This is a genomic window from Micromonospora cabrerizensis, assembly GCF_022230955.1.
Taxonomy (GTDB): Bacteria; Actinomycetota; Actinomycetes; order Mycobacteriales; family Micromonosporaceae; genus Micromonospora; species Micromonospora cabrerizensis.
Map to the genome: position 1 here is coordinate 1 of NZ_JAKKFI010000082.1, position 12466 is coordinate 12466.

A 12466-nucleotide genomic window follows, 5' to 3' on the forward strand; every position below is an offset into this window, starting at 1 on the left:
CGCCGCGGCGCGCTCCCGGGCGGCCCGCTCGGCGGTGGCCTGCCGGGCCAGCGAGTCGGCCCGACCGGCGATCGAGGAGACCCGCTCCTCGGCGGTACGCACGGCGAGCCGGACCTCCATCTCGTTCTGCCGGGCCTGCGGCACCATCGCGGCGAGTTGGTCCCGTTCCTCGCTGGACGGCTCGGCGTCGACCGGGGTCTCCTCGGCCAGCCGCAGCCGTTCCTCCAGCTCGGCGAGCGCGGTGAGATCCCGCTGTCGCGCCGCCTCGGCGCGGGAGCGGGACTCACCGAGCCGGTCGGTCTCCGCCTTCGCCGAGCGGGCCGCCGCGCCCAGCTCGGCCAGCCGGCGCGCGGCGGCGTTGCGGTGGCTCTCCGCCTCACGCTTCTCGGCGGCGGCGTGCTGCACGGCCTCCTTGGCGGCGGCCACCTCGGCGCGCGCCTCGACGAGCTGGTCGCGCAGCTCCACGCCCGCGCGCTCGGCGGTGAGCCGGTTGGCGCGGGCCTCCTCGACGGCAGCCTGCACCTCGATGTAGCTGGGCGCCTTGGCCGACCCGCCGGCCGCCGCGTACGCCCCGACCACGTCACCGTCGGGGGTGACCGCCCGCAGCTCGGGGTTGCTGGCGACCAGGTCGGCGGCGGCGGCGAGGTCGTCTACGAGCGCCACGTCGCGCAGTGCCCGGTGTACGGCCGGACGCAGCTCGGCGCTGCACTCCACCAGGTCGAGGGCCCACCGGGCGTCGTCGGGCAGCTTCGGGCGCAGCGCGTCGGCGGACCCGGTCATGCCGGGCCCCGCCGGGCTGCCGACGAGCAGGCCGGCCCGGCCGGCGTCGGAGATCTTCAGCAGCCGCATCGCCTCGACGGCCTCGTCCACCCCGCTGACGGCGACCGCGTCGGCGAGACCGCCGAGCGCGGCGGCCAGCGCGGCCTCGTGGCCGGGCGCGACGGTGAGCAGCCCGGCGAGGCTGCCGAGCAGGCCGGGCACGTCACCGGCGCGGGCGAGCAGCGCTCCCGCGCCGTCCTTGCGTCGCAGCCCGAGCGCCAGCGCCTCCTCCCGGGCCTTCCAGGTGGCGGCGTCCTTCTCCGAGGCCCGCTCGGCGTCGGACAGCGAGCGCACGGTGGCCTGCGCCCGCTCCTGCACGGCGACCGCCTCGGCGTGCCGGGCGTCCAGGTCCGCGTTGTCCCGGTCGGCCTCGGTGGACTGGGCGGCAACCGCGTCCAGGTCGGCCTGCGCCTGCTCGGCGCGGCCCAGCGCGTCGGCGTGCGCGACGGCGAGTCGTTCGATCTCCTCACCGGCGCTCGTCGTCCGGGCGCGGGCCGAGTTGACCTGGCCGGTGAGCCGGGCCATCCCCTCCCGGCGGTCGGCGATGGCCTTGGCGGCGGCGACCAGCTCCCGTTCGGCGGCGGCGAGCTGCCGTTCCAGCTCCTGGCGGTGCTCGACCGCCTCGGCCAGCCGGATCTGGTCGTCGGTGAGCGCCGCGCGCAGCTCCTCCTCCTGCTCGCGGACGCGTTCCGCCTCGGCCTCCAGCTGGTCCGGGTCGCGGCCGGGCCGCTCGTCGTCGCCGCTGGCGCTGAGGTGCCGCAGCCGCTCCCGGGCCAACTGCTCGATCGAGCGGAAGCGCTCCTGGAGGGCGGACAGCTTGTACCAGGTGTCCTGGGCGGCGGCCAGCAGCGGCGCGTCCTCCGCGAGGGCGGCCTCCAGCTCGCCGAGCCGGCCCTGCACCTCGACGTGTTCGCCCTCGATCTGCTCACGCCGCTCGCGCAACGCGGTCTCGTCGGCGATCTCCCGGTCCAGGGTGGTGCGCAGGGTGGCCAGGTCGTCGGCGAGCAGGCGCAGCCGGGCGTCGCGCAGGTTGGCCTGGATGGCGGCCGCACGGCGGGCCACCTCGGCCTGCCGGCCCAGGGGCTTGAGCTGACGGCGCAGCTCGGCGGTGAGGTCGGTCAGGCGGTTGAGGTTGGTCTGCATCGCGTCGAGCTTGCGCAGCGCCTTTTCCTTGCGCTTGCGGTGCTTGAGGACGCCGGCCGCCTCCTCGATGAACGCCCGGCGGTCCTCCGGCTTGGCGTGCAGCATGCCGTCGAGTCGGCCCTGCCCGACGATGATGTGCATCTCCCGGCCGATGCCGGAGTCGGACAGCAGCTCCTGGATGTCGAGCAACCGGCAGGTGTTGCCGTTGATCTCGTACTCGCTCTCGCCGGAGCGGAACATCCGGCGGGTGATGGAGACCTCGGTGTACTCGATCGGCAGCGCGCCGTCGGTGTTGTCGATGGTGAGGGTGACCTCGGCGCGGCCCAGTGGCGCCCGGCCGGCGGTGCCGGCGAAGATGACGTCCTCCATCTTGCCGCCGCGCAGGGCCTTGGCGCCCTGCTCGCCCAGGACCCAGGCGATGGCGTCGACGACGTTGGACTTGCCGGAGCCGTTCGGGCCCACCACACAGGTGATCCCGGGCTCCAGCTTCAACGTCGTGGCGGAGGCGAAGGACTTGAAGCCCTTCACCGTCAGGCTCTTGAGATACACCTTCTCGATCCTCGTCCGGTGGCCGCCGTACCGTCGCCGGCTCTGGGGACCTGGGTGAACTCGCAGACTAACCCGGCGGTGGGAGCGGAGGAGCACGCGACCCGCCCCGGGTCGTGTGCGTCGAGGGGCGCGGGGCACAGCGCGCTGTTGTTCTGACGGCTCCGATAATGGCGAGAGCGGTTCATGATCGGCTTATCCGTCGGCGCGCTATTCGGGGGCGGCCGGGACGGTTCCCGCGCGACCGACCACAAGATCATAAAATCGTCGGCCGGAAAGGAACCGGACAGTGTTGCGCGCCGGCACAGAACGTGTCGGCGCGCTTTTTTGCGATAGTGCGATTCAGTTTTGTCGACGTGAAGATCAGGTCAGCGCCGGCTCGGCCAGACGGAGCAGATCGTCCGCCTCCGCCGCAGCCGCCGCGAGCCGATCATTGTCGGCACGCAGACGCGTGATCTCGAACTCCAGTGCCTGAACCCTGGCACGCAGTCGGGTGACCTCGTCGAGCAGACGCCGGTCGGGCGCTGCACCTACGTGGCCGTAGAGGGCCTTCGCCATGCTGACTCCTTGATATGCGCTGCCGGAAAGGCCGGCCAACGCGCGCCCATTAAGTACGCGGCTGTCATTCCAGGCTGTATCTGGGCATGACCGGGCGCGACTGGCGACACCTATATATTGAGCCGAAACCCCCTCCTTCGTCAAGTTCTCGCAGGCCGTAGATCATCTCTACGTCGACCTGTCCACTTGTCGGGGGGCTGCCTTCACGGCACGGACACGCTCTGTCCGGACTCCTTTACTGTACGCCCGGATTCCCGGAAGTCCGCCCCCTGGCGTCCGACTTCCCCTTAACTCTTCCTTAGCCACGTTGCCGCAGGTCGAGGGCGCGCCGTAGCGTCACCCCGGCCCGCAACCGACCCCTGGAGGCATAGGCGTGTACGGCTGGACCGACCCGATGGACCCGAACGGCGCACCCCGGCGCGCCGAGCGGCCGACCGACGAGCCGGCCTGGCTGCACGACCGCCCGGAGCCGCGCTCGGCCTACCTCTTCGGCGACGACGACGCCGACCAACCCGGCGACGGGTGGCAGTCGGAGCAGCCCACCACCGGCTGGCAGTCGGAGCAGCCGACCCCCGGCTGGCAGTCGGAGCCGGCGACGCCCGCCGACTCGACCGACGCCCACACCGCGACCTGGCCGGCCCACCGCCCCGATCGCGGCAGCGCCGCCTGGGCCGACAGCCGCCCGGTCGAGGTTCCCACTGGCGGCTGGCACCCGGACACCGACGCGGAGACCACCGGCGGCTGGCGCGCCGACGCCGACCCGGAGACGACCGGCGGCGTGTCCGGCCGGCCCGGCGAAGGCCGGCACCGCTCCCCCCGCCGGTGGCGCAAGCCACTGATGATCGGGGGCGCCGCCGCGGCAGCCACCCTCGTGGTGAGCTTCGGCGTCGGCGCGCTCGCGCTGCCCGGCGGTGACGACGGGGGCGGTCAGACGACCGCCGTCGACGACACCTTCGCCACGACGGAGGCACCGGCCGAGCCGCCGGCCATCGACACCCTGGCCGCACCCTCCCCGTCCGCCACGCCCAGCCCGGCGCAGCCGAGCCCTTCGCCGAGCAAGGTCGTCAAGCCGACCCCGGCGGCGTCCCGGACCACCGCCGCGTCGCGCCGCGGCGTCGAGCGCAGCGCCGCACCGAACACGAACAGCGGCTCCAACGGCTCCAGCGGCTCCGTCAGCGCCCAGGCCAGCGAGGTGGTCGACCTGGTCAACGCCGAGCGGGCCAAGGCCGGCTGCAAGGCGCTGAGCATCGACGACAAACTGATGACCGCCGCGCAGAAGCACAGTCAGGACCAGGCCGACCACCAGAACATGTCGCACACCGGCAGCGACGGCAGCAACGCCGGCACCCGGCTGGACCGGGTCGGCTACACCTGGCGCACGTACGGCGAGAACGTGGCCTGGAACCAGAAGACCCCGGCCGCGGTGATGGACGCCTGGATGAACAGCTCCGGCCACCGGGCCAACATCCTGAACTGCGCGTTCACCGAGATCGGCGTCGGCATCGCCAACAGCAACGGGCCGTACTGGACGCAGGTCTTCGCCGCGCCACGCTGACCGCGCGTCGTTGGCGCCCCCGCGCTCGTTTGACCCGGTGAGGTACGTCGGGCCGAGCGTGCGGGGCGGCGTACCGGTGCGGGCGGCGACGGGCCGTCCGGGACCCGGGAGCTGCCGATGTGGATCCGGCCGCGGCGACGCGTCGCCGTACGCCCACTGCGCCGCTTCCTGTCGGCCGGCGTCGCGCTTCTCCTGGTCTCGTCGGCGTACGGGTGCCGAGCCGCGCTGACCCCGCCCGGCGCGCCTACCGCGTGGCCGGCCGCGTCGGCCCGCGCCTGGCAGTGGCAGTGGCAGCTCAGCGGCCCGCTCGACCCGACGGTGGAGGCGGACGTCTTCCTGCTCGACCCGGTGGTCACCACCACCGGCCAGACCGCCGACCTGCGCTCCCGGGACCGCCGGTTGATCTGCCAGGTGCACGTCGGGTCGGTCCGCTCCACCGACCCGGACGCCAGCCGGTTCCCGGACATCGTCCAGGGCTCGAACGGGCGTCGGCCGGACAGCCGGTGGCTGGACGTGCGGAGCTGGGACGCGCTCGAACCGGTGCTGGCCGATCGTTTCCGGCTCTGCCGGGGCAAGGGCTTCGGCGCGGTGGCGTTCGCCGACGCCGACGGGTACGCGTCCCGTACCGGCTTCCCGCTCGACTTCGACGACCAACTGCTGTTCAACCGCCGGCTGGCCGAGCTGGCCCGCTCGCTGAGCCTCTCCCCCGGGCTGGTCAACGACGTGCCCCAGCTCGCCGCGCTGGCCCCGGACTTCGACTTCGTCGTCAACGAGGAGTGTGTGCGGCTGGGCCAGTGCGCCAAGCTGCTGCCGTTCGTCGACGCGGGCAAACCGGTCTTCCACGTGGAGTACGTCAGCTCGACCGACGAGTTCTGCGTCACCACCGTCGGCTACGGCTTCGCGTCGATCAGGAAGGACCGCCCGCTGGACGCGTGGCGGGAAACCTGCTCGCCGCCCCCCGCTTGATCGACTCGGGTTCCATGATGTCGCGGCCTCAGGTGGCCCGGGATACCGCGACTTCAATGAAACCGAGTTGATCAAGCGGGGGGCAGGGACGGCCAGCGGCGAGCAGCGGCGGAGACGGCGTCAGCGGACTCCGGGTGGGGTCAGGGCACCGGCACCAGTTCCGGGGTCGGGGCCGGCGGGTCGGCCGGCGCGGGTGCCGGCCGAGCGCGCAGGAAGCGCGGGGCCCACCAGTTGGCGTCGCCCAGCATGGTCATCAGCGCCGGCAACACCACGCCCCGGATGATCGTGGCGTCCAGCAGGATCGCCGCCGCGAGGCCGATGCCGAGCTGCTTCATGTCGATCGTGCTCAGCGTGGCGAAGATCGAGAAAACCCCGACCATCACGATCGCCGCGCTGGTCACCACCCCGGCCGACGAGGTGATCCCGTAGGACACCGCGTCACGGTTGGGCATCCCGGCCCGGATCCCCTCGCGGATCCGACTGACCACGAAGACGTGGTAGTCCATCGAGAGGCCGAAGAGCACCACGAAGAGGAACAGCGGCAGCCAGGACACGATGGCGCCCATCGAGGTGAAACCGAGCAACCCCTCGGCCCACTCGCCCTGGAAGATCAGCACCAGCAGCCCGTACGCGGCACCGGCGGAGAGCAGGTTCAGCGCGATCGAACTCGCCGCGACCACCACCGACCGGAAGGTGAATACCATCACCAGGAAGGTCAGCACCAGCACGAAGCCCATGACCAGCGGCAACTTGTCCCGGACATGAGCCGCGTAGTCCTCGCTGTCGGCCACGCTGCCGCCGACCGCGTACTCGATGTCGGGGATACCCCGCAGCTCCGCCGGGACCAGGTCCGCGCGCAGCTTCTCCAGCGACTGCACCGACCGGTCGTCACGACTGGCGTACGGGGTGGCCACGTCCAGCACCGACACCCGCCGGTCGGCCGACACCTCGATCTTCGGACCGTCCGCCTCGGCCGGAGCGAACAACGGATCGCCAGCGGCACGGGTGGACAGCTCGGTGAGGGCGGCACGAACCCGGTCGGCCTGCTCGGCCGGCGCCCGCACCGCCACCACGTGGTTGGTGCCGGTGCTCGGGAAGGCGGCGGTGAGCCGGTCGTACGCCTGCATGGCCGGAGTGGTGCGGGGCAGGTCCTCCATGCCGGGGAACTTCAGCTTCATGCCGAGCGCCGGCGCGGCCAGCGCGAGCAGCAACCCGACCGAGATGACCAGCGTCACCACCGGAGCGCGGAGCGCGGGCCGGAGCACCGCCGGCCAGAGCCGGGGCTTGCGGGGCTCGCCGTGCCGGCCGGTGCGCGGCGCGGTCAGCCGCCAGAGCAGCGGCACGCGTGGCCGGTCGACCCAGCGGCCGAGCTTGGCCAGCAGGGCGGGCAGCACGGTCAGCGAACCGGTCACCGCGACGGCGACCACGAGGATCGAGCCGACCGCGAGGGACGAGAAGACCACGTCCCCGGCGAGCAGCAGCCCGGCCATCGAGATGATCACCGCGAAGCCGGAGACCACCACGGCGTGTCCGGAGGTTTCCGCGGCGATCTCCACGGCGTCGAGGCCGGATCGGCCCCTGGCGCGTTCCTCCCGCTCCCGGCGGATGTAGAACAGCGAGTAGTCGACCCCGACCGCCATGCCGATCAGCAGGATCACCGGGGCGGTGGTGTCGGTGGCCGGCACCAGGTGTGAGGCGAGGGTGGACAGACCCATCGCGGCGGCGACCGAGGAGAGTGCCAGCAGCACCGGCACGCTGGCCGCGATCAGCGCGCCGAACGCGATGATCAGGATGGCCAGGGTGACCGGCAGGCTGAGCAGCTCGGCACGCTTGAAGTCCTTGCCCAGGGTGTCGTCGAGGGCCTGGCCGATCGACGGTCCGCCGACCTGCTCGACGCGCAACTGCGGGTGATCGGCCTGCACGGCGGCGGTGGCATCGCGCAACGGCTGCACCCGTTCCGAGGCCGTCTCCGGGTCACCGGACATGGTGATCGGCAGCAGCAGCGCCGAGCCGTCCCGGGCGGTGACGGGCTGGCCCACCGAGGCGACCCCGACGACCGTACGCAGCTGGGCCGCCGCGTCGTCGGCCGCCTTCCGGGCCGCCGCCTCGTCCAGCGCACCGCCCCGGGAGGTGATGAGGACGTTGTCCACGGCCGGGTCGTCGAAGTCGGCGGCGTCCACGATCAGGCCGGCCCGCCCCGCCTCGCCGATGGCCTGGTCGCCGCTGGTGGCCTCGTTGAGACCGGCGGCGCTGCCGCCGACGAAGCACACCGCCACGAACACCGCCCACATCGCGAGCGCCCGCCACGGGTGCTCGGCGCTCCACCGCGCCAGCCGCACCGTCACCGGTCTTTTCCTCATCCCGACTCCCCCTGTCACGTCAGCCCCCCAGTGATCGGTGCTGACGTTAGGTGCGTGACGAGGCGGTCACATCGGGGATCGGCCCCGGCCCACCCCGGAATCACCGCAACGTGCGCGGGGGTCGGTTCGGCGGGCGTCAGACCGCGATCGGCAGGTACGCCAGGGTCGAGCCCGGAGCGGCCCGCCGCGACCCGCCGGCACCACCCCGGAGTCGGCTCCGGGTCATCCCCGAAGGGAACCCCGGGGCCGTGGCTGGCAGTGCGGGCAGCTGTACGAGGACCGGTTCATGAACGCCTCGCGTCGGATCGGCGCACCGCACCGCCGGCACGGCTCTCCCTCGCGGCCGTAGGCGTTCAGCTCCCGGTCGAAGTAGCCGCTCTCCCCGTTGACGTTGACGTAGAGGGCGTCGAAGCTGGTGCCGCCCTGCCTGATCGCCTCGCCGAGCACGTCCCGGACGTGGCCGAGCAGGCGTTGCGCGGCGGGGCCGGTCAGCGCGTCGGTGGGTCGGCCGCCGTGCAGCCCGGCGCGCCAGAGCGCCTCGTCGGCGTAGATGTTGCCCACCCCGGAGATCAGGGTCTGGTCGAGCAGGGCCCGCTTCACCTCGGTGTGCCGGCGGCGTAGCGAGGCGACGAACTCCGCGTCGGAGAACTCCGGGTCCATCGGGTCGCGGGCGATGTGCGCGATCTCGTCGGGCAGATCGGCGCCGCCCTCGCTCACCGAGAGCCCGCCGAACGTGCGCTGGTCGACGAAGCGCAGCTCCGGCCCGTCGTCGGCAAACCGGAACCGGACCCGCAGGTGCGTCTCGTCGGTGGTGCCGGGTGGCTGGAGCAGCATCTGACCGGACATCCCGAGGTGCCCGACGACGGCGTCGCCGCTGTCCAGTGGCAGCCACAGGTACTTACCGCGACGGCGGGCGTCCAGCACCGTGCGGCCGGCGAGCACGTCGGCGAAGTGCACGTCACCCGGGATGTGCCGGCGGACCGCACGCGGGTGACGGACCTCGACCGCCGCGATCCGGCGGCCGACGACCCACTGGGCCAGCCCCTGCCGGACGGTTTCCACCTCGGGCAGCTCAGGCACCCCGCGACCCCGTCTCGTGGCCGTCGGCACCCCCGGCCGGCAGTGCCTGCGCCAGGTGGTCGGACTGCTCGGCCTGGGCTGCCCGCTCGGCGCGCTCCAGCGGCCCGAACGGCTCGTCGGAGTCGGCCGAGCCGCCCCGGTCCACCGGCTGGTCCTGACGCCCGTCGCCGGCCCGCCCGTCCTGGCCGTCGTCGCCGTTCTGGCCGTTCTGCTCGGCGAGCGTCCGCCAGGCTGCCTCGGCGGCCCGCTGCTCGGCTTCCTTCTTGCTGCGCCCCTCGGCGCCGCCGTACCGGTTGCCGGCCACCACCACCCAGGCGGTGAACGTCTTCAGGTGGTCCGGGCCGGTGCCCTCGATCCGGTACTCCGGGACGCCGAGGCCGAGCGCCGCCGTCAGCTCCTGGAGGCTGGTCTTCCAGTCCAGGGCGGCGCCCCGGCCGGCCGACTCCGCCATCAGCGGGTCGAAGAGACGGTGGATCACGATCCCCGTGGTGTCCAACCCGTACTGGAGGTAGATCGCGCCGAGCAGCGCCTCCAGCGTGTCGGCGAGGATGCTCGCCTTGTCCCGCCCGCCGGTGGTCTCCTCGCCCTTGCCGAGCAGCAGGTACGCGCCGAGACCGTCCGGGCCCAGACCACGGGCCACGTCGGCGAGCGCCCTCATGTTGACCACGCTGGCGCGCAGCTTGGCCAACTGTCCCTCGGGCAGGTCCGGGTGGTTGTGGAAGAGCGCCGTGGTGATCACCACGCCGAGCACCGAGTCGCCGAGGAACTCCAGCCGCTCGTTGGTGGGCAGCCCGCCGTTCTCGTACGCGTACGAGCGGTGGGTCAGCGCACGTTGCAGCAGCTCGGGTTCCAGGCTCACGCCGAAGGCGGCTTCCAGGTGACCGACGGATGCCCGCCGCCGCTTGTCGTTGCTCATGATGTGCGTACCTCGGTGTCGGTGGAACGGTCGGTGCGGTCCGTCGCGGCGTCGCCGTCGAGCAACGCGGAGACCAGATCGGTGGCGCGCCGTCGCCACAGGTGAGCGGCGAGAGCTATGCCGGAGGCGATGTCGTCGGCGCGGGCGGAACCGTGGCAGACGACCACCGTCCCCGCAACGCCCAACAGGGCGGCCGCGCGGGGCGCGCCACCCCCGGTAGGAGGGCCGCCAGCCATGGCGTAGGCGCCCTCGATGGCCTTGAGCAGCACGTTACCGGTGAAGCCGTCGGTGACGACCACATCGGCGCGCGCGCCGAGGGCCACGTCGTACCCCTCGACCAGGCCGACGTAGCGCGCCCCGCCGGGGAGCGGCTCGACGGCGAGCAACGGGTCGGTGGCCCGGCGGACCCGGTCGCCCTTGCCGGCCTCGGTGCCGACCGAGAGCAGGCCGACCCGCGGCGCGGCGATGGAGTGCGCCACCGCGGCGTACGCGGCGCCGAGCACGGCGTGGCGGGCGAGAGTGGCCGGGCGGGGTTCGAGGGAGCCGCCGACGTCGAGCAGGACGACCGGCCCGGCCACGGCGGGCAGGGTGGCGGCCAGGGCGGGTTGACGGATCTCCGGCCAACGGCCCAGGCCGAGGACGGCCGCGGTGACGGTGGCACCGGTGGCACCGGCGGACACCAGGGCGTCGGCGGTGCCGTCGCGCACAGCGGTGACCGCGGCCCGGACGGTGCTCTCCGCGCGGGCGGCACTGGGATGGTCGGCCATGCCGACGACATCACGAACGGGCCGCACCGTGATCCGGGCACGTTGGGCCGGATCGAGGGCAGCAATCATCTCGTCGGCGACCTCGGTCGGGCCGACGAGGAGCAGGTGCAGGTCAGGGTCGGCGCGCATGGCCCGCAGAGCGCCGTCAACCACGACGGCGGGAGCGTCGTCCCCGCCGAGGAGGTCAACGGCGATCCGCGCGGTGCCCGGCTCCACGGGAACGCCGGCCGGAGTGGGCCGGGCGTCGGAGGGAGCCGGGGCACCGGGCGAATGCCAGGATGCGCGCGCCGCCCGACCTGGGGTCGGGGGCGTCACTCGGCGTCCAGGTCAGACCTCGAGAACCTGGCGGCCGTTGTAGGTGCCGCAGACGGAGCAGGCGGCGTGCGGCAGCTTCGGGGACTTGCACTGCGGGCACGCAACGGTCGCGACCACGGTCGCCTTCCAGTTCGCCCGGCGGGACCGGGTGTTGCTGCGCGACATCTTGCGCTTCGGGACGGCCACGGTTCTTACTCCTCTGTAACGGTCATTTGCGACAGGCCCGCCCAACGCGGGTCGATCTGCTGGTGACTGTGGTCGGCCGGCAGATCGTCCCAGTGCGCCCCGCATTCAGGGCACAGTCCTGGGCAGTCCTCCCGGCAGAGCGGGTTGGTCGGCAGCGTGAGCACCAACGCGTCCCGCAGCGCCGGCTCCAGGTCGATCAGATCGCCCTGCATCCGGCCCACCTCGTCCTCGTCGGTCGTGGCGTCCGTGGTGCTGTCCTCGTACGCGTACAGCTCCTGGATCGTCACGCCCATCGAGTCGTTGATCTCGCGCAGGCAACGGCCGCACTCGCCCTGAACGGGACCGGTGATGGTCCCGGAGACGAGCACGCCCTCGGACACCGACTGCAACCTCAGATCGAGGTCGAGGTCCGCGCCCTCCGGCACGCCGATCAACTCCACACCGAGGTCCGCCGGTGCCGGCACGACCCGCCGGACTTCACGCAACGCGCCAGGGCGGCGCGGCAGGTCCCTCGTGTCGAGGACCAACGGCGACCTGGGGTTGAGTGTCGATGGCGAGTGCTTGGGCATAGTCAGACTCCGGCCGGTGAGAGGCCGACAAAAAAGGTTACCTGGACGACCGCCGGACCGTCGAACCGGGGGCGACGCCCGCCTGAGAATGTCGGCTGGTGAGGTGCCGCTCAGAAGGGTAGCGGGCGTTCCGCCTCTTCCCCAGCGAAGGTGCCGATCTCCCGAAGTGCGTGCATCTTGTCCCGGCCGCGCTCTATCGAGGCCAGCGCCCGGGTGAGGAACTGTTCGAAGTTGGCCAGCGCGGTGTCGACGTAGTCGTCGACCTCCTCACGCAGGCGCTGCGCCTCGGCCCGGGCCTCGGCGATGATCCGGGCGCCCTCGTGCTCGGCCGACACGGTGATCTCGTTCACCGAGACCAGGCGGGCGTGTTCTGCCTCACCCTCGCTGATGATCCGGTCCGCCTCGCGCTTGCCGGCCTCCATGATCTTGTCGCGCTCCTCCAGGAGAGCGGCGGCGCGACGCAGGTCGGCGGGGAGGTCGGCGCGCATCTCGTCGAGTGCGGCGATCATCTCGCCCCGGTCGACCATGCAGTTGTTACGCGACATCGGGACGGAGCGGGCCTGCTCCACCATGGCGATCAGTTCGTCGATGCGATCGAGCGGGTCCACCGGTACCTCACTCCTGTCGTTCTTCGGCCGACCTCCATGATGCGGGCTACGGCCGTTCCCCGCGCCACCAATCATGTC

At 72.7% G+C, this 12466-nt stretch carries 11 protein-coding genes; 2 read left to right on the forward strand and 9 right to left on the reverse strand.

Annotated features, from left to right (window positions below; translation table 11 throughout):
* Positions 1-2511 (reverse strand): chromosome segregation protein SMC (gene smc / locus LADH09A_RS21755; protein ID WP_238647320.1); only part of this gene is annotated, 2511 nt, incomplete at its 3' end.
* A gap of 360 nt (positions 2512-2871) precedes the next feature.
* Positions 2872-3066, reverse strand: coding sequence for a hypothetical protein (locus tag LADH09A_RS21760; RefSeq protein ID WP_007456482.1), 195 nt, complete (start codon positions 3064-3066; stop codon positions 2872-2874).
* Between the two features lie 373 nt (positions 3067-3439).
* On the opposite strand from LADH09A_RS21760, the gene LADH09A_RS21765 reads away from it, so the two are divergent.
* Positions 3440-4621, forward strand: coding sequence for a CAP domain-containing protein (locus LADH09A_RS21765; RefSeq protein WP_372492325.1), 1182 nt, complete (start codon positions 3440-3442; stop codon positions 4619-4621).
* A gap of 117 nt (positions 4622-4738) precedes the next feature.
* A complete protein-coding gene (locus LADH09A_RS21770) occupies positions 4739-5587 on the forward strand; it encodes an endo alpha-1,4 polygalactosaminidase (protein ID WP_238647321.1) in 849 nt (282 codons plus the stop codon).
* A 140-nt stretch (positions 5588-5727) separates the two neighbouring features.
* Here the strand turns inward: LADH09A_RS21770 and LADH09A_RS21775 are convergent, their stop codons facing one another.
* From LADH09A_RS21775 to LADH09A_RS21805, 7 genes are all read right to left on the reverse strand, one after another.
* Positions 5728-7947, reverse strand: coding sequence for an MMPL family transporter (locus tag LADH09A_RS21775; protein WP_238647322.1), 2220 nt, complete (start codon positions 7945-7947; stop codon positions 5728-5730).
* Between the two features lie 222 nt (positions 7948-8169).
* Positions 8170-9027 carry a bifunctional DNA-formamidopyrimidine glycosylase/DNA-(apurinic or apyrimidinic site) lyase gene (gene mutM / locus LADH09A_RS21780; RefSeq protein ID WP_238647323.1) on the reverse strand — a complete coding sequence of 286 codons (858 nt, stop codon included), beginning with the start codon at positions 9025-9027 and terminating at the stop codon, positions 8170-8172.
* Positions 9020-9943, reverse strand: a complete 924-nt coding sequence (gene rnc / locus LADH09A_RS21785; RefSeq protein WP_238647324.1) for a ribonuclease III — start codon at positions 9941-9943, stop codon at positions 9020-9022. The genes mutM and rnc overlap by 8 nt, the downstream gene beginning before the upstream one ends.
* Complete coding sequence (locus LADH09A_RS21790; protein ID WP_238647325.1) at positions 9940-10926, reverse strand: phosphate acyltransferase PlsX; 987 nt, start codon at positions 10924-10926, stop codon at positions 9940-9942. The genes rnc and LADH09A_RS21790 overlap by 4 nt, the downstream gene beginning before the upstream one ends.
* A 111-nt stretch (positions 10927-11037) precedes the next feature.
* Entirely contained in the window at positions 11038-11211 is a 174-nt protein-coding gene (gene rpmF / locus LADH09A_RS21795; protein ID WP_030335284.1) for a 50S ribosomal protein L32, read from the reverse strand.
* Between the two features lie 5 nt (positions 11212-11216).
* Positions 11217-11780: a YceD family protein gene (locus tag LADH09A_RS21800; RefSeq protein ID WP_088946597.1), complete on the reverse strand. Its 564-nt coding sequence runs from the start codon at positions 11778-11780 to the stop codon at positions 11217-11219.
* 110 nt (positions 11781-11890) lie between these two features.
* Positions 11891-12388 (reverse strand): SPFH domain-containing protein, encoded by a 498-nt coding sequence (locus LADH09A_RS21805; RefSeq protein WP_238647326.1) that lies wholly within the window; start codon positions 12386-12388, stop codon positions 11891-11893.
* Between the last annotated feature and the right edge of the window lie 78 nt (positions 12389-12466).